Source organism: Flavobacteriales bacterium, assembly GCA_026129465.1.
Classification (GTDB): Bacteria; Bacteroidota; Bacteroidia; order Flavobacteriales_F; family PHOS-HE28; genus PHOS-HE28.
Genome location: JAHCIA010000001.1, coordinates 1755494 through 1781705 on the forward strand (window position 1 = coordinate 1755494; position 26212 = coordinate 1781705).

Below are 26212 nucleotides of genomic sequence, written 5' to 3' on the forward strand. Positions count from 1 at the left end.
GCTCAACTCCGGTCGCGCTTCAAGGTCTCCACCAGGGTGGCATGGAAGCTCTCGGCGGCCATGGCGTGCGGCCGCAGGATGTGCGCGCTATCAAAGGCTTCGAGGAAGGGCGCGTCGCGCTCGTTCATCTGCGCCACGAAGACCTCTCCCTTGTACCCATGCCGTTCCAGGTCCGTCAACAGCCGCAACGAATGCTCCACCACCGGTATGGTGCTGACGATGGCCCCGGCATTGGCCCACGGCACATGGTCCAGCAGATCGGGATCCTCGATGTCGCCGTACATGATGGTGCGGCCCTCCTCCTGCCAGCGACGCACCACCTGGGGGTCGAAGTCGATCCCCATCCAGGTGATGTCCGGATAGGCGTGCAGGCATTGGGCGATGGTGCCGCCGAAGCGTCCCATGCCGAAGATGATGAGGTCATAGCGCTGCTGCTCCGCGAGTTGTTCCTTCTTCTCCCGATAGGGGTCCTTCCGCTCGAAGACGCCCAACATCGGCGCCAGCCACTCGTAGAGCTTGGCGGAATAGAGGATCATGTAGGTGGACAGGCCGATGGTGATCAGGCCCACGAGGGTGATGAGGCCCACGGTCTCTTCATCCAGGTGGCCCACCTGCAGACCGAGACCGGCGAAAATGAGCGAGAACTCGCTGATCTGCGCCACCGTGAGTCCGGCCAGGAAGCCCGTGCGTTTGCGGTAGCCCATGGCGCCCATGATCAGCAGCACGATGATCGGATTGCCGATGAGCACGAAGAGGGAGAACACCAGCGCCTGTGGCACCATGGCACCGATGACGTTGAGATCGAGCTGCACCCCGAGGTTCACGAAGAAGAAGAGCAGCAGGAAATCGCGCAGGCTGATGAGGCGGCCGCCGATGGCATCGCGGAAGGGCGATGACGCGAGACTGACCCCTGCGAGGAAGGCGCCGACCTCGCCGCTGAAGCCGATCAGCTGGCTGAGCGAGGCCAGGCCCACGGCCCAGGCCACGGCGAAAAGCGCCAGAAGCTCCTGCGAGCGGGCCAGGAAGAAACTCACGCGGGGGATCACGAAGCGCATGAAAACGAAGGTGGCCGCCACCAGCATCGCACTGGCGCCGAGCGTGGCCGCGATATCGCCCCACACATCGCCGCCGCCGTCGCGTGCCAGGGCCGAGAGCACGATCATCACCAGGATCACCACGATGTCCTGCACGATGAGGAAGCCGATGGCGATCTGGCCGTGCAGCGCGTCGATCTCCTTCTTGTCGGTGAGGAGCTTGACGATGATGATGGTGCTGCTGAAGGTGAGCGCCACGGCGATGTAGAAGCTGTGCAACTGGGAGAAGCCCAGCGCCAGGCCGATGAGGTAGCCGATGCCGGCGGTGAAGAGCACCTGCCCCAGGCCGGTCAACAGGGCGATCTTCCCCGTGCTCTTGATCAGGCGCAGGTCCAGCTTCAGGCCCACGATGAAGAGCAGCACCGCGATGCCGATCTCCGCCAGCAACTCGATGTTCTCCTTGCTCTTGACCACATCGAGCATGGAGGGGCCCACGAGGATGCCCAGCGCGATGAACATGACGATCAGGGGCTGCCGCAGCAGCTGGCCCAGCCCGCCCAGCAGCGCGGCGAGCAGCAGAATGATGGCGAACTCGTGGAAGGGGTGCGCGGCGATCTCGTCCAACAAGGGCATGGACCCAAAGTAAGGGGATGGCGGGTTGGTGGAACGTGGTGATGACAGGGCAGGCTTGGTGGAACCCACTGCGAGCGCAAAAGGGTGCAAGGGCCTGAGAGATCGGCCCACACGCACTGCTGTCGCCCTTCCCCACCCTCGCACACATCACTCCGGTACCTTCGCGCCCATGTCCATCAGCGTTGAACAGATCCTGCTCGTGGGAGCACTGTTGTTGCTGGTGAGTATCCTGGCCAGCAAGACCAGCGGCCGCCTGGGAGTGCCCTCGCTGCTGCTCTTCATGGGCGTGGGCATGGTGGCCGGCACCGATGGGCTCGGGATCATCGACCTGCAGGACGCTGGCATCGCGCAGTTCCTGGGCATCGTGGCGCTGGTGTTCATCCTCTTCAGTGGCGGCATGGATTCACGCCTGGAGAGCGTGCGTCCCGTGTTCTGGCGGGGCCTGTCGCTGAGCACCGTGGGCGTGCTGCTCACCGCGGTCATAGTGGGTCTCAGCGTGCCCCTGTTCACCTCGCTGGGCTGGCGCGAGGGGCTGCTGCTGGGCGCGGTTATCTCCAGCACGGACGCCGCCGCGGTGTTCACCATCCTGCGCAGCAAGGGCATGGGCCTGAAGGGCAACCTGCGCCAGACGCTGGAGTTGGAGAGCGGCAGCAACGACCCGATGGCCTTCTTCCTTACCACGGCCATGCTGCAACTGGTGATCGCGCCGGAAGCTTCGCCCTGGACGCTGGTGCCGATGTTCTTCCTGCAGATGGGCATCGGCGCCTTGATGGGCTGGGGCATGGGCATGCTGATGACGCGCGTGCTGAACCGCATCCACCTCGATTTCGAGGGCCTCTACCCCGTGCTGATGCTGGCCCTGGTGATGCTCACCTTCGCCGCCACCGACGCCGTGGGCGGCAACGGTTTCCTGGCGGTGTACCTGGCCGGCGTGGTGCTGGGCAACGACGACTTCATCCACAAGCGCAGCCTGATCCGTTTCTATGACGGCCAGGCCTGGCTGATGCAGATCGTGATGTTCCTTACACTGGGCCTGCTGGTGAACCCGCGCGAGATCGTGCCGGTGATGGGTGCCGGGCTGATCATCTCACTCGTGCTCATCTTCATCGCGCGGCCTTTGGCGGTGCTCATCGCGCTGCTGCCTTTCCGCATGATGTTCGCCAAGCGGGTACTGATCTCCTGGGTTGGTCTGCGCGGTGCGGTGCCCATCGTATTCGCCACCTATCCGCTCATGGCCGGTGTGGAACATGCGGGGCTCATCTTCAACATCGTCTTCTTCATCGTGCTCACCTCCGTGCTGCTGCAGGGCACCACTCTTCCCTTGGTGGCACGCTGGCTGGGGCTGGAGCGGCCGGAATCCGCGCGAAGACTTTCGCCCTATGACCTGGAGATCAGCCCCGAGTTGCGCGGCGAATTGCGCCAATTGCTGATCCCTGCGGGCTGCACTGGCGATGGCCGCCAGATGGTGGACCTGCACTTCCCGCTCGGCAGCCTGGTCACCCGCATCGATCGGAGCGGGGTGCACATCTTCCCTTCGGGAAATACGAAGGTCCAGGGCGGCGACCGCCTGACGGTGATCACCAGCAAGCCGCGCGAACTGGATGAATTGGCCCGCCGCTGGGGCTTTACGGTGATGCAGGTGGCCCCCATGGTGCGGCCTGTAACGGGCTGATTACTTTTCGGCTCGCAAACCCTGTCGCCATGGTGAACAATCTGAAGGTCCTTTCCATCCTGCATTATGTGTACGGCGCGCTCGTGTGCGTCATGGGTGTGGCCATGCTCTCCCTCGTGGGGCTGGGCGCCTTTCTGGCCAGCGACGTGGTGGCCCAGAACGCCGAGGAACCCCCGCCGGAATGGCTCGGTGCCTTCCTGGGGGCCTTCGGCATGGCGCTCTTCATCATCATCCTGCTTTGGGGGCTCTTCATCGTGCTCAGCGGCCGCTGGATCGCCAGGCGCCGCAACCGCACGGCCTCCATCGTGGTCGCCGCGCTCTGCCTGCTGAGCTTCCCCTTCGGCACGGCTCTGGGCATCTTCACACTGGTGGTGCTGTTGAATGATGAAGTGCGTCAGGCCTACGAGGGTGGGGAGGTCCTGCGTTAAGGGATCCGCATGGGCTTGGTCCGTGGGTGATCCCTGCCCATCTTCGTGGGCATGAGGATCACGCTCTCGATACTCCTGCTTTCGCTGGTGCTGAACTCCCCGGCACAGAGCTACTTCAGTTATCCCTTGGGAAACCCGAACAGCATCGGCGTACAGGCGCTCGGCGGCGTATGCCTGATGGGCGGCGCCACGGAGAATGACGAGGCCATGAAATGGTTCCTGCAACGCGCCAACGGGGGTGATGTGCTGGTGCTGCGAGCCAGCGGTGGAAACGGGTACAACAGTTATTTCTACAGCGAACTGGGCGTCACCATCAACCGGGTGGAGACCATCGTGTTCAACAACGCCAGCGCCTCCAGCGAGGCGTACATCCACCAACGCATCCAGGAGGCAGAGGCGATCTGGTTCGCCGGCGGCAACCAGTGGAACTACGTGAACTACTGGCGCGACACGCCCATCGCCACGCTGATCAATGAAGCGATCGCCCAGCGGAACATCGTCGTAGGTGGCACCAGCGCGGGCATGGCCATCCTGGGTGGCGGCTACTACACCGCACAGGCCGGTTCGGTCACCAGCGCCACCGCGTTGACCAACCCGTACCACCCTTGGGTGACGGTGGACATCGCGCCTTTCCTGGAAGTGCCGTTCATGTCCGAAGTGGTGACCGACACACACTACGACAACCCGGACCGACGCGGGCGGCACATGGTGTTCCTGGCGCGCATGTTCGCCGACCACGGCATCGATGCAAAGGGCATCGCCTGCGACGAATACACGGCGGTGTGCGTTTCGCCCGATGGTGTGGGACGGGTCTTCGGGGAGTTCCCCACCTATCAGGACTTCGCGTACTTCCTCCAGATCAATTGCGAGGAGCCGGACGGGCCGGAAACGATCGCCTCCGGTACGCCGCTGACCTGGGACCGCGGTGGCCAGGGGGTGAAGGTGTACAAGGTGCCGGGCACCATGGACGGAAGCAACACCTTCGACCTGAACGACTGGCGAACGGGCAGCGGTGGCACCTGGCGACACTTCCGTGCCATCAATGGTGTCTTCAGCGAGTTGGCCGGCACACAAGCGCCCGAATGCGCCGCGGTGCCTATGCCAGGCCTGGCGCTCAAGGCCATGCTGCAAGGCCCCTACGATCCGGGCACCGGAAGGATGCGCGACGACCTGCGTGTGGCGGGCCTGATACCGGAAGAGGAGCCCTATACCGCGCTCGGGTTCACGCATGTGGGCGGTGGTGGCGAAACGCTGGACGCCGCCCTGCTCGGTGCAACAGGTGATGACGCGATCGTGGACTGGGTGGTGGTGGAATTGCGCGACCCGGATGTGCCGGCCACGGTGGTCCACACGATCGGTGCGTTGGTGCAGCGCGATGGCGACGTGGTGGACGCGGAAGGGAACACGCCCCTGATGTTGGATGTGCCGGTGGGCGAGTACCATGTGGCCCTTCGCCACCGCAACCATCTTGGGGTGATGACCGCGGCCCCACTGACGCTGGGCGCGGTCACCGCCGTGGTGGACCTCACCCAACCGATCACGAACACCTATGGAACGGAGGCTATGCGCGAGACCGGCGGCGTGATGTTGCTCTGGTGCGGCGATGTGAACTTCGATGGCAAACTTCAATACACCGGCGGGGGCAACGACCGCGACCCGATCCTGTCGACCATTGGTGGACCGGTGCCAACCAACACGGTCTCCGGCTACCTGCCCGCGGATGTGGACCTGGACGGCGTGGCCAGCTATACAGGCATCGGCAACGACCGCGACCCCATCCTCAGCAACATCGGCGGCAGCGTGCCCACGGCCATCCGCCACGCGCAGCTTCCCTAAGGCCCGGCCAGCGACCACAAGGTGGCCGTGCTGTCCACGTCCGCATCGCGCATGCCGGCGATCACCAGCAGGGCCGGTACGCCGTCGGGTTCAGCGCGGAGGGTGTACCAGATGCTGTCCGCCGTGCGCCGAGTGGCGCGCAGGTGCACACGTGACTCCGGGATCGAGGCCCGCACCTCTTCCAAAGTGATCGATCGAGCGCGCATCGCTTCCTCCGCCTGGGGCGTGGCACGCACGAGCGTGGCCGTCAAACGCTGCTTGATGCGGGCCTGAGGCGTCCAGGCCATGTTGCCCAATCGGTCGCCCAGAAAGAGGATCGAAAGGCCCAGGCCGATGGCCACACCGATGAGGTAACGGAGGAGGCGGCGGCGGAAGTCCATGGAACTCATGTGCCCATGCGGGCATGCGGTCATGTGCGCATGTCGCACTGCAAAAGTGCGTGTTCGCAAGCCGTAGTCGGCGATTCCTGCGTGGTCATGGCTTTTCAGTCCCGCTTTTGCGAGCATTCCGTTTCTCGGACAGCTCTCGGGCCAGTCTTTCAGTGGTGGTCTTCAAGATGCTGTGGAATAGCGGGAACAAGACCTTGGTGCGGCGTACAAGGTCCGGATCATGTGGATAGTGGGCCTTGATGTGGCAGAGATCCAAACGAAAATCGGTCTCCTCCAACTCCTGGTGGGCCACCTTCATTTTGTTGAGGAATGCACGCAAGCTTTGGGCACCCTGCGCTTCCCGTACATGTGACCCCACGGAAGTGCCGCTCCGCAGGATCTGGTCCGCGAACACCGGATTGATGCGGACCAAGGACTCACAGTAGTCCATCACATGACTGGCCAGTCCAAAGGTCTCATCCACCACCGGGTTCTTTCTCCGATAAGAGGCACCCTGACCCAGTTGTGGTTCGGCCAGCTGCTCATTCCAGAATGAGGCCAACCACTCATCCGCATTGAAGGTCTCTTTTACCATGGCGATCGGGTTTGAAGGAAAGATATCGCATGCGGTAGGTGCTGGAGAACATATGCACATGTATGTCCCTGATCGAAACAAGGATCCTGTCCCATGGGCACATGGTGCATGGGATCCGCGCGTTGGCGGCACATGACCACATGGGCATATGCTATTCAGAAGGCCGCCAGCAGGATGTCCAGATCCTTGTGCGGCAGCTTGAAGGCCTCGGCCAGGATGCGGCTGGTGAGGTTGCCGTTGTAGAGGTACACGCCGTGGCGCACGCCGAGGTTGGTCTTGATCAGATCTTCGAAGCCGCCCACATCGCCCATGTTCAGCAGCATGGGGCCGAAGATGTTGCTGAGCGCGGTGCTGGCGGTGCGGGGCACGCGGCTGGCGATGTTGGGCACACCATAGTGGATCACACCATACTTCTTGAAGACCGGATCGGTGTGTGTGGTCACTTCGCTGGTCTCGAAGCAACCACCGCGGTCGATGCTCACGTCCACGATCACGCTGCCGTTCTTCATCTCCTTCACCATGTCCTCGGTCACCACCATGGGCGTGCGGCCCTGTTCCGGGCGCAGGGCGCCGATGGCCACGTCGGCATGTTTCAGCGCCTTCTTCAATTCGCTGGGCTGGGCCACAGAGGTCCACACGCGCTGGCCCAGGTCGGTCTGCAGGCGGCGCAGGCGGTAGATGCTCTTGTCGAAGACCTTCACGCTGGCGCCCAGGCCCAATGCGGCGCGCGTGGCGAACTCGCCCACGGTGCCGGCGCCGATGACGACCACTTCGGCGGGCGCCACCCCACTGATCCCACCCAACATGAGGCCCTGCCCGCCCTTGTCGGCGCTGAGGTATTCGCTGGCGATCTGGATGCTGGTGTTGCCGGCGATCTCGCCCATGGCCCGGATGATCGGATAGATGCCCTCGCGGTCCTTGATGAAGTCCCAGGCCACGGCGGTCATGCGCTTCTCCATCATGCGCTTCAGGGTGTCCTTGGGCTGCACGGTGAGTTGCAGGGCGGAGATGAGCGTCTGCTTGTGGCGCAGCAGTTCGATCTCGTTGTGGTTGGGTGGCGCCACCTTCAGGATCAGGTCGGCCTTGTAGACCTCCTCGGGGCTGTCCACCACCAGCGCGCCCGCCTCGCTGTAGTCGTTGTCCTGGAACTGGGCGGGTTCACCGGCGCCACGCTGGATCACCACCTGGTGGTCGCGGCCGGTGAGCACGGCCACCGCGGCGGGTGTCAGCGGCACGCGGTGCTCCTGGAAGGTGATCTCCTTGGGGATGCCGATGAAGAGGCTCTTCTTCCGCAGGCCCACCGCCATCACCTGCTCCTGCGGCATCATGGCCGATTCACGGGCCAGTTGCTTGAGCAGTTCCGAGCTTGGACTCATGGGGTGGTAGTGGATGGCGAAGGTACTTCCGGGAGTTGGAGCTTGGACGGCAGCTGGTGGTCGGATGTTGACCGAAGGGATGCCCTCGATGGCCCCCCCCTTCAAGCACCGGCGACCGTGATGCTCCTGGCCTGGTCCGGTTTCGCTTCCAGCGTCAGGTGCATCACCCCCGGCGGCAACAGGTCCAGGGCCAGATCCGGCCATTCAATGAAGCACCAGGCACCGCTGTCCACGTACTCGACGAAGCCGATGGCCTCCAACTCGGCCGGGGACTTCAGGCGAAAGAGGTCGAAGTGGTAAACGGGTGTGCCGTCGGCCGCGCGGTACTCGTTCACCAGGGAGAAGCTGGGGCTGCTGGTATCATCGGCCACGCCCAACGCCGCGCAAAAACCCTTGATCAGTGTGGTCTTGCCCGCACCCAGATCGCCGTGGAAGGCAAGGACGCGGGCATGGGGGAATTCCGCCAGGATCCGTTCCGCAACGACCCGGGCATCCCCTGCGCGATCCAGTGTGAAGGAAGCCACCATGGCCAACGAAGGTCGGCCACCAACCTTAAATTTCTCAACCACGACCCTGCCGGCCGGCAGACAGGCTTCATCCCACGCCCTATCGCGCCTTCAACACCGCCCAAGGCACCATCATCTCCTCCATGCTGATACCCCCGTGCTGGAAGGTGTGGCGGAAGTAGGTGACGAAGTGGTTGTAGTTGTTGGGGTAGACGAAGAACTTGTCCTGCTTGGCGAAGATGTAGACGGTGCTCACGTTCGCCTTGGGCAGGAAGGCCTTAGCGGGATCCTTCACCACCAGCACATCGCGGCTCTCGTAGGTGAGGTTCTTGCCGTACTTGTAGCGCAGGTTGGTGTTGGTGTTGCGGTCACCCACCACCTTGCTGGGTTCGCCCACGCGGATGGTGCCATGGTCCGTGGTGATGACCATGCGGCCGCCGCGTTCGGCGATGCCCTTGATGATGTCCAGCAGCGGCGAATGCTCGAACCAGCTCTTGGTGAGGCTGCGGTAGGCGGCATCGTCATCGGCCAGCTCGCGGATCACCTCCATCTCGGTGCGGGCGTGGCTCAGCATGTCCACGAAGTTGTAGACGATCACGTTGAGCGGATTGCCCATCAGGTTGTCCAGCGATTCGGCCAGTTTCTTACCGGTGGCCAGGTTCAGGATCTTGTGGTAGCTGTACTTCACGTTCTTCCCCAGGCTTTTCAGCTGCCCTCCGATGAACTCCTCCTCGTGCGCGTTCTTGCTGCCCTGCTCGTCCTCGCTGATCCACTTGCCGGGGAAGCGCTTCTCGATCTCGCTTGGCATGAGGCCGGCGAATAGCGCGTTGCGCGCGTATTGCGTGGCGGTGGGCAGGATGCTGTAGAACATGCCCTGCTCCTCGGTGCGGAAGTACTCGCCGACGAAGGGCTCCAGCACGCGCCATTGGTCCAGCCGCAGGTTGTCGATCAGCACCAGGAAGAGTGGTGGCTGCTTCTCGTCGATCAGCGGCGCCACCTTGGCCTTGAAGATCTGGTGGCTCATCAGCGGGGTGTCGTCGCCCTGGCCGTTCACCCAGTCCAGGTAATTCTTCTCCACGAAGCGTGCGAAGAGGTCGTTGGCCTCGGTCCACTGGCTGCGCAATATGTCGGTCATGCCCTGGTCCTGCCCGCCCACGAGGTCCAGTTCCCATTTCACCAGTTCGCCGTAGAGCTGCTTCCAATCCTCGGTGCCCAGGCGATCGCCCATGCGCATGGCCAGCTGGCGGAACTGCTGCTGGTAGTTGCTGGTGGTCTTCTCGCTGCGCAGGCGCCGGCCTTCCAGGTGCTTCTTCAGGGTGAGCAGGATCTGGTTGGGGTTCACCGGTTTGATGAGGTAGTCGCCGATCTTGCCGCCGATGGCCTCCTCCATGATGTGCTCCTCCTCGCTCTTGGTGATCATCACCACCGGGGTGTGCGGTTGGATGTCCTTGATACGGCTGAGCGTTTCCAGCCCGCTGAGGCCGGGCATGTTCTCATCCAGGAAGATGATGTCGTACTCCTTGGCCCGCACCTTCTCCACGGCGTCCAGACCGTTGTTCACGGTGTCCACGCCGTAGCCCTTGCCTTCCAAAAAGAGCACATGCGGGCGCAGCAGGTCGATCTCGTCGTCGGCCCAAAGGATGTTGGCGGTCATGGGGTGGATGGGGGTGCCCGCAGGCGGTGCGATGGTGTTCCGGGTGATGTGCATATCCGGCCAACGCGGAACGAGACGCGGTGTTGCCCGGGTGGGCGAAGGTAGGGTCCGTCTGGAGGCGCCTCCCGTACTTTCGCACCTCACACAACACCTGTTCATGCTGCGATCCACCACGTTTCTTCTGTTGTTCGCCACCACCACCATGCTTCCGGCCCAGCACTGGGTGGATCTGCTGATGGACGAGACGACCAACATCCATGATGTGAAGGCCGCCTTCGACACCGAGTGGGAAGGCCGCACCTATGTGCGCGGCAAGGGCTGGAAACAGTTCCAGCGCTGGCACTGGTTCATGGAGCAGCGCACCTGGCCCAGCGGCGAGCGGCCCGACCCTGCGATCCACCTGCAGGCCACACAGGAGGTGCGGCAGATGCACGCCCAACGTGGCGGCCTGCGAGACGGGGCCGAATGGCGCTCCTTGGGACCCACGCAATGGAACACCTTCTCCTACAACCCCGGCAACGGACGCGTGAACTGCGTGGCGCTCGACCCCCAGGACCCGGAGATCATCTATGCGGGCACCCCCAGTGGCGGTCTGTGGCGCTACATCCCCGGCACAGGGTGGGAGGCCCTCTTCACCGACCTGCCCTCCATGGGCGTTTCCGGCATCGTCATCCACCCGGACGAACCGCAGACCATCTTCATCGCCACCGGTGATGGCGACGGTGCCGACACTTACAGCGCCGGGGTGCTGAAGACCACCGATGGCGGCCAGACCTGGGAAAGCACCGGACTGGACTGGAACATCAACCAGACCCGCACCACGCGGGCCCTGCGCATGCGCCAGAACGACCCCGACGTGCTGTATTGCGCCGCCAGCAGCGGATTGTACAGCACCACCGATGGCGGCGAGAACTGGACCCAGCACAGTGGTGGCTCATTCCGCGATGTGGAATTCATGCCGGGGGACACCACCATCGTGTACGCCTGCGGCACCTCATTCTACCGCAGCGAACCCGGTGGCGACAACTTCAGCAACGCGGGCATCACCGGCCTGCCTTCCCCCTCGCAGGTGGGTCGCATGGCCATCGCCGTCACACCCGCCGACCCCCTGATCGTGTACGCCCTGTGCAGCAACAACCAGAACGGTTTTCTCGGTCTCTACAGAAGCACCGATGGCGGCCACACCTTCGAGACGCGATCCACTTCGCCGAACCTCTTCGGCTACAGCGAGGTGGGCGATGACCTGGGCGGACAGGCCTGGTACGACATGGCCCTGGCCGTGGACACGGAGAACCCCGACCTCGTGTATGTGGGTGGCATCAACGTGTGGCGCAGCACCGATGGCGGCGCCAACTGGAACATCGTGTCCCACTGGGTCTACCCTTCCATGATCGGGTACACCCACGCGGACATCCATTCGCTGGATGTGCTGGACGGCAAGATCTGGTGCGGGTCCGACGGCGGGATCTTCGTCAGCGCCAACACCGGCAACAACTGGCAGAACCGAAGCTTCGGATTGGACATCACGCAATTCTACCGCATCGGCGGAAGCGCATCGGATGCCGGCCTGCTGCTGGGTGGCGCCCAGGACAACGGCACCAACCGTTTGAAGGACGGCCAATGGACGCACATCTTCGGCGCGGACGGCATGGAATGCGCGGTGGATCGTGCGAGCAACAGCATCCTCTACGGCGCATACCAGAACGGTGGTCTCCTGCGCTCCAACAACGAGGGTGTCAGCTGGACGGGCCTTACCGACAACATCGACGACGAAGGCGCCTGGGTCACACCCTATGTGCTGCACCCCACCGATCCCACGGTGCTCGTGGCCGGCTTCCGCAACCTGTGGGTCACCGCCGACCGTGGCGACAACTGGTACCAGACCACCTTCTGGCCCACGGGCGAATTCGTCCGTGTGATCGCCATCGCACCTTCCGATCCGGATGTGTGGTTCGCCGCACGCAACGACCGGGTCATGCGCAGCATCGACGGCGGCTTCACCTGGAATAGCATCAAGCCCGGCCTGCCCAACCTCTCGCCCACTTCCATCGCCGTGGACCACGATGATCCCCTGCATGTGTGGATCACCTTCAGCGGCCAGACCGGCGGACAGAAGGTCTATGAAAGCGTGAACGGTGGCAGCTCCTGGATCAACCGCAGCCTGGGCCTGCCCAACGTGCCGGCCAACAGCATCGTCACCCAGCCCGATTCGCCCAATGGCGTGTACCTCGGCACCGACATGGGCGTGTTCTACCGCGACGACTACACCGAGGGTTGGGAACTCTACGGCAACGGACTGCCCAATGTGGTGGTGACCGAACTGGAGATCCACATGGGCAGCGGCACCTTGCGCGCGGGTACTTATGGGCGTGGCATCTGGGAAGCGGACCTCTACTTCTCGCCCTTCGCCAGCGTGGATGGGATCGCGATCACCGAAGGTCCGCTGGTCATGCCGGTCGACATGGAAGGCCGCTACATCATCCGCGCCGACGAACGCCTGGGCCGGCTGCTGGAGGTGCGTGTGTTCGATGCCGTGGGACGGGCGATCCGCCCCCGCATGGGCCAGCGCGACCTGCACCAGTTGGACCTGTCCGCACAGCCACCGGGCACCTACCTGGTGCACATCACCATGGAGAAGGGCATGTGGACGAGGCCCGTGGTGGCCAGGGTGTGGTGACAGGGTTGAAGATCGGAGCGCCGACGGGGCCGACAGGACCAGACAACGTCCAACTACCTTCAACCTCCGTTGTCACCGGCATGAAGATCCTCAACGACCCCATCTACGGCTTCATCAGCGTGCCGCACCCGATGGTGCTGCGGCTGATCGACCATCCGTGGTTCCAGCGGCTGCGCTACATCAAGCAGCTGGCCCTTGGTCACCTGGTCTATCCCGGTGCGCTGCACACGCGCTTCCACCATGCGCTGGGCGCCATGCATCTGATGGGCGAGGCCATCGCCACTTTGCGTGGCAAGGGACATGGGATCACCGACGACGAGGCCCTCGGCGCATCCATCGCCATCCTGCTGCACGATGTGGGCCACGGACCCTTCAGCCATGCGTTGGAGCACAGCCTCGTGGAAGGCATCTCCCACGAGGACGTGAGCGCCCTGGTGATGGATGCGCTGAACGCCAGATTCGATGGCGCGCTCAGCACCGGTATCCGCATCTTCCGGGACCAGTATCCGAAACACTTCCTCCATCAACTCGTCAGCAGCCAGCTGGACGTGGACCGCATCGACTACCTGAACCGCGACAGCTTCTACACCGGCGTCAGTGAAGGTGTCATTGGTGGCGAGCGCATCATCAAGATGTTGCAGGTGGTCGATGATCGGCTGGTGGTGGAGGAGAAGGCCATTTACAGCATCGAGAAGTTCCTGGTGGCGCGGCGGCTGATGTACTGGCAGGTGTACCTGCACAAGACGGTGGTGGCCTGCGAACTGATGCTGGTGGAGACCCTGCGCCGCGCGAAGCACCTGGCCATGCGAGGTGAGGCCGTGTTCGCATCGCCCGCATTGTCGCGCTTCCTCACCAAGCACCATGACCGTGCGAGCTACCACGACCCGGAGGTGCTGGCGGACTTCCTCCGATTGGACGACCACGACGTGATGGGCGCTGTGAAGGTCTGGGCCGCCCATCCGGACAAAGTGCTGAAGCAATTGGCCGAGGACCTCACGCACCGACGCACGCTGCACATCCGCTTGCAGGACCAGCCCTGGGACCCACAGCGCGTCAAGGAGATGAAGGGCCGCGTGGCACAGCAGCTCGGTATCGACCCAACGGCGGCGGACCACTTCGTCCTCACCGGCAGCATCATCAATAACGCTTACGATCCCGCCCAGGACCGCATCGAACTGCTGCACAAGGATGGCACGCTTCGCGACATCGCCGACGCCAGCGACAACCTGGGGATCGCCGCGCTGAGCAAGCCGGTGGAGAAGTGGTACCTGGCGTGGCCGAGGTGGTCGCAGAAGTAAGTTCGCCCCATCATGCCGTCCCCCATCGTACTCGTGACCGGTGCCACCGCCGGTTTCGGCGAGGCCATCGCGCGCCGCTTCGCCGCCGAGGGTTGGCGTGTCGTCATCACCGGCCGCCGCAAGGAAAGATTGGAAGCCCTGCGCAAGGAGCTCGAAGGTCTGCACGGCAAGCTCGAAGGTCCACCCATCGTGCATCCCCTGCACTTCGATGTGCGCGACAACGACGAGGTGCAGCGTGCCATCGCCTCACTGCCCGACGACTGGAAGGATATCGACGTGCTGGTGAACAACGCCGGGCTCGCTGCCGGCATGGCATCCATCCAGGAGGGCGATCTGGAGGACTGGAACACCATGCTGGACACCAATGTGAAGGGCCTGCTGCACGTGAGCCGTGCGGTGATCCCCGGCATGATCGAGCGTGGGCGCGGTCACATCATCAACATCGGAAGCGTGGCTGGCAAGGAGGTGTACCCGCGCGGCAACGTGTACTGCGCCAGCAAGCATGCGGTGGACGCCCTGACCAAGGCCATGCGGCAGGACCTGCTCCCCCACGGCATCAAGGTGACCCAGATCGCGCCCGGCCTGGCCGAGACCGAATTCAGCCTGGTGCGCTTCAAGGGCGATGAACACAAGGCGAAGCAGGTCTACCTCGGCATGGAGCCCCTGCGCGGCGCCGACATCGCCGATCTGGTGTGGTTCGCCGCCACACGCCCGCCACATGTGTGCATCAACGATCTGGTGGTGACGCCTACCGCACAAGCCAGCAGCACACAAGTGCACCGGAAGGGCTGAAGTACATTGCGGTCCTTCCATCGAACCCAGCCACAGCACCATGTCCAAATTGGTCCGCATCCTACTCATTCTCCTCGGTGCCCTGCTCATCCTTGGCTTCATTGGCCTGCGCTTCATGAAGAAGCAGACCAAGCGCCACAGTCCGATGGAGAAAGTGACGCTGGTGCACCACGATATCGAGCTGGAGGTGAACTACTGCAGGCCCTTCAAGAAAGGACGCCCCATCTTCGGTGGGTTGGTGCCATACGACCAGGTGTGGCGCACCGGAGCGAACGAAGCCACCACCTTCCGCACCAATGCGGACATCCAGTTCGGTGACACGCCCCTGAAAGCCGGCACCTATACGCTGTGGACCATTCCGGGGCCGGAGCAATGGAAGGTGATCCTCAACGGCAAGCGCTACGCCTGGGGCGTGAAGTGGGGCGGTGAGGCGAGCCGCGAACCCGAGCACGATGTGGCGAAGGTGACGGTGCCCGTGGAAGCACAGAACCCGCCCTTGGAACAGTTCACCATCAGCTTGCAGGACGAACCCTTCGCTTTGGTGCTGGCCTGGGACCGCACGCGTGTGACCGTTCCGCTGGACCATTGACGGCCTTGGCCGGGGTATCTTCGCCGCGCCTCACCCAGCGCACCGTCCGCCATGCAATTCACCGCAGCACAGATCGCCGAGCTCCTCGGTGGAGAGGTCGATGGCGACCCGCAGGTCCTGGTGAATGATCTGGCCAAGATCGAGGAGGCCCGCAGCGGCACCCTTACCTTCCTGGCCAACCCCAAGTATACCGAGCACCTCTACACCACCGGCGCCAGCATCGCCATCGTGGCGGCGGCCTTCGAGCCCCAGCGCACCCTGCCCAAGCGTCTCACGCTCATCCGCGTGGGCGACCCGCGAGCCGCCTTCACCGAGTTGCTGGATCGCTACACGCAGTTGCAGTACGACCGCAAGGGCATCGAACAACCCAGCTATGTGAGCCCCAAGGCCAGGCTGGGCCGCGACACCTACGTGGGCACCTTCAGCCATATCGGCGATGACGTCGTGCTGGAGGATGCCGTGAAGATCTTCCCAGGCTGCGTGATCGGCGATGGCGTGCGAATCGGCCGCGGCACGCTTTTGCACGCCGGTGTGAAGGTCTACCCCAAATGCGTCATCGGCGCCGGATGCGTCATCCACAGCGGTGTCATCATCGGAGCGGACGGATTCGGTTTCAGCACTGATGCCGAAGGCCGTTACGTGAAGATGGCCCAGGTGGGCAATGTGGTGATCGAGGACCAGGTGGAGATCGGCGCCAACACCACCATCGACCGCGCCACCATGGGCAGCACCATCATCCGCACCGGTGTGAAGCTGGACAACCTGATCCAGGTGGGCCACAACGCGGAGATCGGGGCGCACACGGTGATCGCCGCGCAGACCGGCATCGCGGGCAGCAGCAAGGTGGGCGCCCATTGCATGATCGGCGGGCAGGTGGGCATCGCGGGGCATCTCACCATCGGCGACCGCGTGCGCATCGCCGCCCAGAGCGGTATCGCCAGCGACATCCCCGAAGGCACCACCGTGCAGGGTTCTCCGGCCTTCCCCATCGTGGAATTCAAGCGCAGCCATATCCTCTTCCGCCGCCTGCCCGAAATGGGCAAACGCCTGGGCGATCTGGAGCGCGGTCGATCCGGTGGGGAGCCTCCGGCGGCGGACCGGTAGCGCTTCGGCCCGGCGATCTACCTTCGCCCGGCGAGGCCATCGTGATGTCCGAGGCCCCTTAGCAAGGCGATGAGCGACCGGCAGCATACCCTGAGAAGCGAAGCCACGCTGCATGGTGTGGGACTCCATACCGGCGAACCTGTGGAGTTGACCCTTTGCCCGGCACCTGTGGGCCACGGCTACAAATTCCAGCGCACCGACCTGCCCGGCCAACCCGTGATCGAGGCCGATGCGGACCTGGTGGTGAGCACCGCGCGCGGCACCACCCTGGGCAAGGGCGAGGCCGTGGTGAACACCACCGAACACGTGCTCAGCGCGCTCTATGCCCTGGGCGTGGACAACTGCCTGCTGAAACTCACCGGTCCTGAAGTGCCCATCATGAACGGCAGTGCGCTGCCCTTCGTGGAGGCCATCGAAGCCGTGGGGCTGGAAGAACAGGACGCCGAACGGAACTGGTGGGTGCTGAAGGAACCCATCTGGTTCGAGACCGAGGAACGCGGCACCGAGATGCTCGGCGTTCCCGCGCCGGGCGGCGAATTCCGGCTGACCGTGATGGTGGACTACAACAGCCCCGTGCTCGGCACCCAGCACGCCAGCATGTACCGGGCGGAGGAGTTCAAGACGGAGATCGCCCCCTGCCGCACGTTCGTCTTCCTGCGCGAACTGGAACAACTCGCCAAGGCGGGGCTGATCAAAGGTGGCGACCTGGACAACGCCATTGTGCTGGAGGACCGGGAGGGCACCACCCAGGAGGACCTGAAGGCGCTCGCCAAAGCCCTGAACAAACCCTACCAGGAAGTGGAGATCCGCCGCAATGGCGTGCTCAACACCACCGATCTGAAATTCTTCAACGAACCCGCGCGCCACAAGCTCATGGACATCATCGGCGACCTGGCGCTGGTGGGCCGTCCCATCAAGGGCCACATCCTCGCCGCACGGCCCGGCCATTTCGGCAACACCAGCTTCGCCAAGCGCATCAAGGCCAAGATGCGTGAAGAAGAGAAGAACCCCGTGGCCCACCTGGACCTCACGGCTGAACCCTTGTATGACAACGCCGCGATCCACCGCCTCCTTCCCCACCGCTACCCCTTCCTGCTGGTGGACAAGGTGATGTCGATGGACAAGACCAGCATCATCGGCGTGAAGAACGTGACGCTGAACGAGCCGCACTTCACCGGCCATTTTCCCGGCAACCCCGTGATGCCCGGCGTGCTGCAGGTGGAGGCCATGGCGCAGGTGGGCGGCATCTTCGCCCTCAGCCAGGTGCCTGACCCCGAGAACTACACCACCTACTTCCTCAAGACCGACGGCATCCGCTACCGGCGCAAGGTGGTACCCGGCGACACGCTCGTATTCCACCTCACCCTGATCACGCCCATCCGGCGCGGCTTGGTGCACATGCAGGGCCACGGCTACGTGAACGGACAGCTCGCCGTGGAGGCCGAAATGATGGCCCAGATCGTGCGTGACAAGGTGCCTGCGGAAAAGAAGGCCAAGGCCGGCGCCTGAACATCATGAGCATCTCACCACACGCCTTCGTGCACCCCGACGCCAAGCTCGGGAAGGATGTCGTCGTGGAGCCTTTCGCCACCCTGCAGGCCGATGTGACGGTGGGCGATGGCACCTGGATCGGGCCCAGCGCGGTGCTGATGAACGGCACCCGCGTGGGCAGCAAGTGCCGCATCTTCCCCGGTGCGGTCATCGGCGCCATCCCGCAGGACCTGAAGTTCGCCGGCGAATACACCACGGCCGAAGTGGGCGATGGCACCACCATACGCGAGTGCGTCACCATCAATCGCGGCACCGCCGACCGCCTGAAGACCGCCGTAGGAGCCAATTGCCTGCTGATGGCCTACGTGCATCTGGCGCACGATTGCATCGTGGGCGACCATGTGGTGATCGCCAACAGCGTGAACCTCGCCGGCCACGTCACCATCGACGACTGGGCCATCCTGGAAGGCAACGTGGCGGTGCAGCAATTCATCCACATCGGTGCGCACAGCTTCATCGCCGGGGCCAGCCTGGTGCGCAAGAACGTGCCGCCCTTCGTGAAAGCCGCCCGCGAGCCGCTGAGCTATGTGGGCGTGAACGTGGTGGGCCTGCGTCGCCGCGGATTCAAGGACGACGCCATCGCGCGCATCGAGGACATCTACCGCGAGATCTTCGTGCGCAACAGCAACGTGGAGCGCGCCGTGCAGAACGTGGAGCAGACCATGGCCCGCAGCCCCGAACGCGGCCTCATCCTCGATTTCATCCGCAACAGCCCGCGTGGCATCATGCGGGGGCTCACGGAATGAGCATGGGCGTTGGGGCCAATGAAGGGTTGACAGGGCATGGAGATCATCCTGCGTGATATCGCGAAGCAATTCGGCCGCGAGGTGGTCGTCCAAGGCGTGTCGTTGAAGCTGGCCTCCGGCTCACGCACGGCGATCCTGGGTCCGAACGGAAGCGGCAAGAGCACCCTGCTCCAATTGGTGGGCGGGGCATTGGCCCCCACCTCGGGGTCGATCGAACACCGCACTGGCCAAGGCGCCATTCCGCAGGAAGCGGTGTACCGCCACATGAGCGTCGCGGCGCCCTACCTCGGACTCTATGAAGAGCTGTCCCTGCGGCAGACGATCGCCTTCCATGCGCGCTTCAAACCCCTGCGCAACGGGTTGCGGCCCGAGGAGGTGGCCGGCATCGCCAGACTGGAACACGCCCTGGAAAAGCCTGTGCGGCACTTCAGCAGCGGCATGAAGCAACGTGTGAAGCTCGCCCTGGCCATTCTCAGCGACACCCCTTTGCTGCTGCTGGACGAACCCGCCAGCAATCTGGACGCCACCGCCATCGCCTGGTACGTTGACCTGCTCGGCGGACACCTCGATGGACGCACCCTGCTGGTGGCCAGCAATGCCCAACAGGACGAATTCGCCCTGTGCCACGACCGCCTGGAAGTGGAGCGCTTCAAGGCCCTGCCGGGATAGGTCGCCGGCCACTCGCTCGCTCCATGGCAGGATGGCAGCCATCTTCAACCTCCAGCGGGCTTCAGCCACCAACCGAAAAGGGCCTATTTTCGCCGCCCGAACGAAATAGCACCGCCGCATGGCCACCACCGCCGACGTCAACGTAGGTTCCTACATCCGCTACAATGGGGACATCTGCCAGATCATGGAATGGCAGCACCGCACCCCGGGCAACCTGCGCGCCTTCTACCAGGGCAAGATGCGCAACCTGCGCAACGGCAAACTCGCCGAGAACCGTTTCCGCAGCGGGGAATCCCTGGAACTGCTGCGGGTGGAGGTGCACGAACTGCAATACCTCTACCGCGACGGCGACAACCTGGTGTGCATGGACCGGGAGACCTTCGACCAGAAGTACATTCCCGTGGGACTCTTCGGCAATGCCCTCGGATTCATGAAGGAGGAGATGATCGTGCAGGTCGGCTTCGAGAGCGAGGTGCCCATCTTCGCCCGCCCGCCCAAGGTGGTGGAGCTGGAAGTGACCTACACGGAGACCGCCGTGAAGGGCGATACCAGCAGCAAGGTGATGAAGGCCGCCACCCTGGACACGGGCGTGGAGATCAGCGTGCCCAGCTTCGTGGAGATCGGCACCGTGGTGCGCGTGGACACCGAGACCGGCGAGTACCTGGACCGGGTGAAGAAGTAGGCCGGGGCCACGACCTCCAAGCGTCCCAGCCGCGAAGGGCCAGTGCTCTTCAAGAGTCGGCCCAAGGTCGAGGATCGATCGGTCCAGCTTGGTGTGCAAGGGGCTGAGGCCCACCGATACTGGTCAAGGATCGCCTTGGATGGACTTTGATGGTACGATAGGTATCGGACGGCAATGCCTCTTCCCAGGAATGCCTGTGGGCCTTGGACGGACCGGGGATACACGTTCATTCATGTCCATTCATGGTTCGCTGCGCCAAGGCGCGTCGGCCCTGAGCGGTCGCACAATACGAGGGCCTCTACCTTTGGCCCACATCGCCCGGCCGTGCTACTCGATCCCCCCCACTCCGCATCCGACATCGCGCGTTGGCTCGGCGCCCAAGTGCTGGGCCGCGCCGATCTGCCCGTCACCGGCATCAACGAGATCAACCGTGTGGAGGCCGGCGACCTGGTCTTCGTGGACCATCCGAAGTACTACGACAAAGCCCTGCGCAGCGCCGCCACCACCATCCTCATCGACAAGGCCGTGGAGGTGCCCGAAGGCAAGGCGCTCATCGTCAGCGACGATCCCTGCCGCGACTACAACCGGCTGGTGGAGCGCTTCATGCCGCGCCGGTATTGGGATCAGGCGGATGCGGCCATCGGCGAAGGCAGCCGGGTGCATCCCAGTGCGATGCTCGGGCCGGACGTGGTCATCGGCCGCGGATGCATCATCCATCCCGGGGTGGTCATCTACGAGCGCACCACGATCGGCGACCGCGTGATCGTGCATGCCAACACGGTGATCGGCGCGGATCCCTTCTACTACAAGAAGCGCTCCGCCGGCTATGAAAAGATGCCGCCCGGAGGCAGTGTCACCATCGGCGACGACGTGGAGATCGGCGCGCTATGCACCATCGACCGCGGGGTGAGCGCCGACACGCGCATCGGCCGTGGCACCAAGATCGACAACCACGTGCAGGTGGGCCACGACACCATCATCGGAGAACATTGCCTGATCGCCGCGCATGTGGGCATCAGCGGCGCCGTGGTGATCGAGGATGGCGTGACGCTCTGGGGCCAGGTGGGCGTGCCCAGCAAACTGCGCATCGGCGCGGGCGCCACGGTGCTGGGCCAGAGCGGCCTGATCAATTCACTGGAGGGCGGCAGGACCTACTTCGGCAGTCCCGCCGGGGAATGGAAGGCCAAAATGCGCGAGATCGCGCTTCTGGGCCGCCTGCCGGAGCTGTTCAAGAAGCCCAAGGACTGAGAACATGGCCCGCCTGGAGCGCATCGTGGAGCGGTTGGAGTTGAAGGAATTCCAGCTGCGCGCACTGCTCGATGTCACCAAGGCCATCAACGCCAACATGGATCGCGGCGATCTGCTGGCGCTCTATGAGCGCATCGTTCGCGAGGACCTCGGCATCACCCGGCTGATGCTCTTCGAGAAAGCCGAGCGGTGGGAACGCATCCTCAGCTATGGCCACACGGGCCGGGCCGAGGACCTCGATGTGGAGCGGATCTTCAGCGCCTACCAGGACATCCAGGTGATCAATTCAGAAAGCGCCGGCAGCCTCGGCGCCTTCGATGTGGCCGTGCCCGTTTACCACCGAGAACAGCCACTGGCCTTCCTGCTGATCGGTGATATCGATGAGGAGGAGCAGCGCATGAGCCCCACGGTGAAGCACCTCAACTTCATCCAGACACTCACCAACCTGATCGTGGTGGCCATGGAGAACAAGCGGCTGGCGAGGCAGGCGCTGCTGCAGGAACGTGCGCGCCGCGAATTGGAGCTCGCCGCCGAGATGCAGAGCATGCTGGTGCCGCGCGAGTTGCCGAACGATTCCCGCATACAGGCCGACGCGTGGTACCAGCCCCATGGGCAGGTGGGCGGCGACTACTACGATCTGGTTCGCCTCAATGAGGATGAACTGGTGCTGTGCGTGGCCGATGTGAGTGGCAAGGGCATGGCTGCCGCGCTGCTGATGAGCAACTTCCAGGCGAACATCCGCGCGCTGGCCCACGAGGCCGCCACGGACCTGCCCGCACTGGTGGCGCTGCTCAACGACAAGGTGAACGCCAGCGCGCGCGGTGAACGCTTCATCACCCTCTTCATCGCGCATGCGGACCTGCGCACGCGGCGGCTGCGCTACGTAAGCGCCGGGCACAATGCCGCCTTGCTCCAGACCGGTGCCGGCATCGCCCGGCTCAGCGACGGCTGCGTGGCCCTGGGCATGTTGCCTTCGCTGCCATTCCTCAAACCAGGAGAGCGTGATCTGCCTCCGGGCAGCACCCTGCTCTGCTACACCGATGGCTTGGTGGAGCAGGAGAACGCCGCGGGCGAGGAACTGGGCACACAGGAAGTGGAACGGTTGCTGACGATGCACGAAAGTGAAGGCCCCGCCCGCATCGGTCAGGCATTGAAAGCGGCCTACGAGCTGCACCGCGGCGACCAGCCATTCCTGGACGATATCGCCGTGCTGACCTGCCGCTTCGAATAGTAGCCGGATCAGCCCTGCGGCGAAGGGGCCAGGCTTTCCCGCGTCGAGGTCTTCGGATACTTCAGGTCCATCAGCACCACGATCGCCGTGAACGCCCAGAAAGGCACCGAAGCCTTGTCCAGGTCGAGGAAGTTGTTGAGCACACCGTGCAGATAGTAGGTCACCAGCCCCAGGAACGCCGCGGTGAGCAACCTTCGGTCGTCGCCCGGCGGTATGCGCTTGTAGAGCCGAAGGGACACCACGGTGGTGACGCCCACCAGGAGCAACATCAGCAACATGCCCAGGACACCCTGCTCCGATAGCGGCCCGAGATACTCGCTGTGCGCATTGCCCTGCAGCCCGAAATTGGTGCTGATGATGGTGCGCTCCGAGGAGGCCTGGAAAGGCGCGTACTGGAACATGTAGGTGCCCGGTCCCCAGCCGAAGAGGGGCCGCTCCTTCCACATGCGGATGGCCGAATTCCAGCGGTTGATGCGTTCCAGGTTGGAGGCGTCGCTGGAAATGTTCGAGATGGAGCGCACGTGCTCGCCCAGGTCGTCCGATGACTCCTCGCGGTTGCGCTCCAGCGCGATGGTGATCTGCTCCTCGTTGGCCCAATAGACGCCACCGGCCGCCACCAGCGTGAGCGCCACCACCCACAGTGGAATGCGCAGGCGCATCACCAGGAAAACGCCCAGCGCGCCCACCAGGCTCACCCAGGCGGCGCGCGTGTAGGAGAACACCAGGCCGGTGACCAGCAGCAGCAGAAGAAGCATGGCCACGGTGCGCCGCGTGCGCGAATAGCCCGGCATGCCGATGGCCGCCACCACGAAGGGCAGGAAGAAGGCGATCACAGCGCCGTAGCTCGTGTGGTCCTTGAAGAAGGGGCTCATCACCCAGTGCCCGGGATCGTGCGCGAACTCATATTGGGCGTGGTGGACCAGGGTGTACACCACCACGATGGACAATCCTCCCAGAAAGGCCCACATGAAGCGGTGCATCTCGCTGGAACGCTCGAAGAGGCGTGAGGCCACGAAGAACATGCAGGTGATGAACCAGAGCTGGGCGGTGAAGGACTTGATGGAGACCAAGGGCATGCTGCTGGGCACGATGGTGGCAGCCATCCAAAGGAGTTGCGCCACGATGATGCCCGTTATCGGATGCCGCCACACACGGGGATCGAGGACGCGCTTCTCCATGGCGGACTTCAGCAGGAAGAGCAGCATCACGCCCACCATCAACGGCTCGGTGGGCAGGCTCACGCCGATGCCGCCGAGTTCCAGTTCCTCCAGGTTGATGGAGAGCGGCGTGGCGAAGGCGATGAACAGGATGAGCCGGTCCAGCGAGGCCATCATGGCCCACACCACCAGCAGCGCCGCGGGAAGCAGGTTCAGCCAGTAGATCTCCTTGGCGGTGAGCAGGGCGTTCACCAGCACGAAGGCCACGCAGATGGCCAGGATCCAATGGTCCTTCAGCGACCGTGCCATGGGCTCAACTATCCCGTTCGCGCCAGGTGAGCAGGATGAAGCAGAGGAAGAGTGCAGACACCGTGCTGAGCAGCACGATGAGCCAGCGGACGGGATAGACCTTCTTGTCGGCGATCTCCGGATAGACCACCACGTTGGTGTAAGTGAGTTCCTTGGTCACGTCATTCACCACCTTCTCGTACTCGGTGAGCAGGCGGTCGTAGTTCTTGCGGAAGAGATCCCCCATTTCGGTCAACTCATTGAACTCGCCGCCCTTGCGCTCGAGTTCGCGGATCATGGCCCGCACCTCATCCACCCGGCCCTGGGGCGCACCGGCCTGGATCATGCGCACGAGACCCCGGGTGAGTTCCCGCACCTGGTCCTTGTAGGAGAGCAGGCCGGTCTCGCGGCGCAATACGTTCAGGCGCGCCTCTACGGAATCGAGCTTCACGCGCTCGTGCCGCATGGCCCGCTCGGCGATCTCCAGCACCTCGAATGATTTCTCCCGCTGTAGGCGGCGCGCCAGCAGGTTCACCTGCTCCAGCATGGCCAGCACGAGGTCTCGCGCGCGGCGGGGATCCTCGTCGAGGATCTCGATCATCACGCTCTCATAGCGCGTCTTGCTGATCTCCACACGGTCCTTGAACTCGTTGTACAGCACGAAATAGCCGCCCCGTTGGGTGGTGTCGGCCTCGTACACCGTGGCCAGGTCGAAACGCTTGATCAGGCTGTCGCGGATGCTGTTGCTCTCCAGCAGTTGAAGCAGCTGGTCGGTACGTGTCTCGGTGCTGTAGCTCGTGAGGTTCACGGGGTATACCGTGGCCATGGAGCGGTAGCGCGGCGTGATCACCATGGGCGAGGACAACAAGGCCCCGAGCAGGATGGCCACCACGGCCACCAGACCGAAGGTTCGCCACTTGCGGGCGATCAGGTCCATGGACGCGCGGAAGGAGAGGTCGTCACGCATGGCTCGCACGGATCTTCCTGACGTTCTCCCGCACCACGATAAGCAACAGGGACAACAGGCTGCCCGAGAGGGTGCAGATGGCCACGACCAACCAGCGGATGGGATAGGCCTTCTTGTCGGCCGGCTGGGCCTTGTTCACCACGAACTTGTGCGGCAGGTCGCTGTCGCGATCGGCTTGCGCCTGTTCCAGTTTCATCTTCAGGATGCTCAGGCGCTTGGTCTCATTGAAGATGCGGTCCTGGATGGTGACGTAGGTGCCACCATGCTCGGCCAGCACCTTGAAGCGGTCCTCGAACTCACGGACGGCGCGCTGGTCCCCTTTCACGATGGCCGCGCCCAGGTATTCGTTGTAGCGCTCGCTCTGGGTGTGGTAGTCATGCACGCCCAGTTGGCGCAGTTGCCGAAGGCTGTCGTCCATGGTGCGGATGCTCTCCTCCAGCAAGCGCACCTTGCGTTCCACAATGGTGAATCCCTTCTCGGCACGCTCCAGCGCCATGTCCTTCCAAACGCTGTCCACATGGTCGCTGATGTAATTGGCGATATCGGCGGCGCGCTGTGGCTCGGGATCGAGCACGGTGACGCGTACGCTGCCGAACTTGGTGTACTCGAATTTGATGTGGTCCTCGTAGGCCTTGCGCAGTTCGCTTAGGCGGTGCTTCGCATCGGGCTTGATGCGGTACACGTCCAAAAGGTCGAAACGGTCGGCCACGCGGTCCCGGATCTGGTCACTTTGGAGCATCTGCAACAGTTGCTCGGCGTCCTGCTCATCGCCCAGGGCCAGGATATCGTCCCGGCCGGTGCTCATTTCGCTCAGCAGGGCCTTGGACACCGAGTTGGTGACGGCGGGGAACATGATCACCTCGCTCAGGTACAGGGGCCGGATGACGAAGGCCGCGACCAAGCCTGTGACCAGACCCAACAGCGTGACCACCCCGATCAGCCGCCGCCTGGCCCAGAGGAAGAGGACCAGATCGAATGAATCCATGGGTTGCTGACGCTGCGTGTCCTGCATGGGGGCTTTTTCTGAAGAGGGCCAAATGTAAGCCTTCCCGTGCAGGGCTGCCGCTGCCCTGGAACGCCCGTCCGGCGCGGCCCGGGGCACTTTTGCCGG

23 protein-coding genes are annotated in these 26212 nt (G+C 63.7%); 14 read left to right on the forward strand and 9 right to left on the reverse strand.

Annotated elements, in window-relative coordinates; genetic code table 11:
• Positions 1-2: 2 nt before the first annotated feature.
• On the reverse strand, positions 3-1667 hold the full coding sequence (locus KIT10_07455; GenBank protein MCW5899092.1) for a cation:proton antiporter: 1665 nt from the start codon (positions 1665-1667) through the stop codon (positions 3-5).
• Between the two features lie 169 nt (positions 1668-1836).
• Between KIT10_07455 and KIT10_07460 the strand changes: the two genes are divergently transcribed.
• Genes KIT10_07460 through KIT10_07470 form a run of 3 tightly spaced genes read left to right on the forward strand, consistent with a single transcriptional unit; the run spans position 1837 to position 5603 of the window.
• On the forward strand, positions 1837-3339 hold the full coding sequence (locus tag KIT10_07460; protein ID MCW5899093.1) for a potassium/proton antiporter: 1503 nt from the start codon (positions 1837-1839) through the stop codon (positions 3337-3339).
• Positions 3340-3368: 29 nt separating this feature from the next.
• Positions 3369-3767: a hypothetical protein gene (locus KIT10_07465; GenBank protein MCW5899094.1), complete on the forward strand. Its 399-nt coding sequence runs from the start codon at positions 3369-3371 to the stop codon at positions 3765-3767.
• Between the two features lie 51 nt (positions 3768-3818).
• On the forward strand, positions 3819-5603 hold the full coding sequence (locus KIT10_07470; GenBank protein ID MCW5899095.1) for a cyanophycinase: 1785 nt from the start codon (positions 3819-3821) through the stop codon (positions 5601-5603).
• Here the strand turns inward: KIT10_07470 and KIT10_07475 are convergent.
• The 5 genes from KIT10_07475 to KIT10_07495 form a co-directional block, all read right to left on the reverse strand.
• A complete protein-coding gene (locus tag KIT10_07475) occupies positions 5600-5992 on the reverse strand; it encodes a hypothetical protein (protein MCW5899096.1) in 393 nt (130 codons plus the stop codon). The two genes, KIT10_07470 and KIT10_07475, sit on opposite strands and share 4 nt — an antisense overlap.
• A gap of 85 nt (positions 5993-6077) precedes the next feature.
• Positions 6078-6566, reverse strand: a complete 489-nt coding sequence (locus KIT10_07480) for a four helix bundle protein (GenBank protein ID MCW5899097.1) — start codon at positions 6564-6566, stop codon at positions 6078-6080.
• Between the two features lie 155 nt (positions 6567-6721).
• The gene (locus tag KIT10_07485) at positions 6722-7942 is read right to left on the reverse strand and encodes an alanine dehydrogenase (GenBank protein ID MCW5899098.1); all 1221 of its coding nucleotides are present in this window, start codon (positions 7940-7942) and stop codon (positions 6722-6724) included.
• 101 nt (positions 7943-8043) lie between these two features.
• Positions 8044-8469 (reverse strand): tRNA (adenosine(37)-N6)-threonylcarbamoyltransferase complex ATPase subunit type 1 TsaE, encoded by a 426-nt coding sequence (gene tsaE / locus KIT10_07490; protein ID MCW5899099.1) that lies wholly within the window; start codon positions 8467-8469, stop codon positions 8044-8046.
• Positions 8470-8548: 79 nt separating this feature from the next.
• Complete coding sequence (locus KIT10_07495; GenBank protein ID MCW5899100.1) at positions 8549-10102, reverse strand: PglZ domain-containing protein; 1554 nt, start codon at positions 10100-10102, stop codon at positions 8549-8551.
• 157 nt (positions 10103-10259) lie between these two features.
• Here KIT10_07495 and KIT10_07500 point away from each other — a divergent pair, with 157 nt between their 5' ends.
• From KIT10_07500 to KIT10_07550, 11 genes are all read left to right on the forward strand, one after another.
• The gene (locus tag KIT10_07500; GenBank protein MCW5899101.1) at positions 10260-12779 is read left to right on the forward strand and encodes a hypothetical protein; all 2520 of its coding nucleotides are present in this window, start codon (positions 10260-10262) and stop codon (positions 12777-12779) included.
• An 80-nt stretch (positions 12780-12859) separates the two neighbouring features.
• Positions 12860-14077 (forward strand): HD domain-containing protein, encoded by a 1218-nt coding sequence (locus KIT10_07505; protein MCW5899102.1) that lies wholly within the window; start codon positions 12860-12862, stop codon positions 14075-14077.
• Positions 14078-14089: 12 nt separating this feature from the next.
• Positions 14090-14869: an SDR family oxidoreductase gene (locus tag KIT10_07510; protein ID MCW5899103.1), complete on the forward strand. Its 780-nt coding sequence runs from the start codon at positions 14090-14092 to the stop codon at positions 14867-14869.
• Positions 14870-14909: 40 nt separating this feature from the next.
• Positions 14910-15458 (forward strand): DUF2911 domain-containing protein, encoded by a 549-nt coding sequence (locus tag KIT10_07515; GenBank protein MCW5899104.1) that lies wholly within the window; start codon positions 14910-14912, stop codon positions 15456-15458.
• 51 nt (positions 15459-15509) lie between these two features.
• Positions 15510-16562 carry a UDP-3-O-(3-hydroxymyristoyl)glucosamine N-acyltransferase gene (gene lpxD / locus KIT10_07520; GenBank protein MCW5899105.1) on the forward strand — a complete coding sequence of 351 codons (1053 nt, stop codon included), beginning with the start codon at positions 15510-15512 and terminating at the stop codon, positions 16560-16562.
• Between the two features lie 69 nt (positions 16563-16631).
• Positions 16632-18071, forward strand: coding sequence for a bifunctional UDP-3-O-[3-hydroxymyristoyl] N-acetylglucosamine deacetylase/3-hydroxyacyl-ACP dehydratase (locus KIT10_07525; GenBank protein ID MCW5899106.1), 1440 nt, complete (start codon positions 16632-16634; stop codon positions 18069-18071).
• Between the two features lie 5 nt (positions 18072-18076).
• A complete protein-coding gene (gene lpxA / locus KIT10_07530; protein ID MCW5899107.1) occupies positions 18077-18859 on the forward strand; it encodes an acyl-ACP--UDP-N-acetylglucosamine O-acyltransferase in 783 nt (260 codons plus the stop codon).
• Positions 18860-18895: 36 nt separating this feature from the next.
• Positions 18896-19528 carry an ABC transporter ATP-binding protein gene (locus KIT10_07535; GenBank protein ID MCW5899108.1) on the forward strand — a complete coding sequence of 211 codons (633 nt, stop codon included), beginning with the start codon at positions 18896-18898 and terminating at the stop codon, positions 19526-19528.
• Positions 19529-19646: 118 nt separating this feature from the next.
• Entirely contained in the window at positions 19647-20210 is a 564-nt protein-coding gene (gene efp / locus KIT10_07540) for an elongation factor P (protein ID MCW5899109.1), read from the forward strand.
• Positions 20211-20384: 174 nt separating this feature from the next.
• Positions 20385-21458, forward strand: coding sequence for a UDP-3-O-(3-hydroxymyristoyl)glucosamine N-acyltransferase (locus KIT10_07545; protein MCW5899110.1), 1074 nt, complete (start codon positions 20385-20387; stop codon positions 21456-21458).
• 4 nt (positions 21459-21462) lie between these two features.
• Positions 21463-22689: a PP2C family protein-serine/threonine phosphatase gene (locus tag KIT10_07550; GenBank protein ID MCW5899111.1), complete on the forward strand. Its 1227-nt coding sequence runs from the start codon at positions 21463-21465 to the stop codon at positions 22687-22689.
• An 8-nt stretch (positions 22690-22697) separates the two neighbouring features.
• Here the strand turns inward: KIT10_07550 and KIT10_07555 are convergent, their stop codons facing one another.
• From KIT10_07555 to KIT10_07565, 3 genes are read right to left on the reverse strand one after another with little or no spacing between them, the layout of a single operon-like run.
• Positions 22698-24155: an O-antigen ligase family protein gene (locus KIT10_07555; protein MCW5899112.1), complete on the reverse strand. Its 1458-nt coding sequence runs from the start codon at positions 24153-24155 to the stop codon at positions 22698-22700.
• 4 nt (positions 24156-24159) lie between these two features.
• Positions 24160-25101 carry a hypothetical protein gene (locus tag KIT10_07560; protein ID MCW5899113.1) on the reverse strand — a complete coding sequence of 314 codons (942 nt, stop codon included), beginning with the start codon at positions 25099-25101 and terminating at the stop codon, positions 24160-24162.
• Positions 25094-26113: a hypothetical protein gene (locus KIT10_07565; GenBank protein MCW5899114.1), complete on the reverse strand. Its 1020-nt coding sequence runs from the start codon at positions 26111-26113 to the stop codon at positions 25094-25096. Before KIT10_07565 ends, KIT10_07560 begins: the two co-directional genes overlap by 8 nt.
• Positions 26114-26212: the final 99 nt, after the last annotated feature.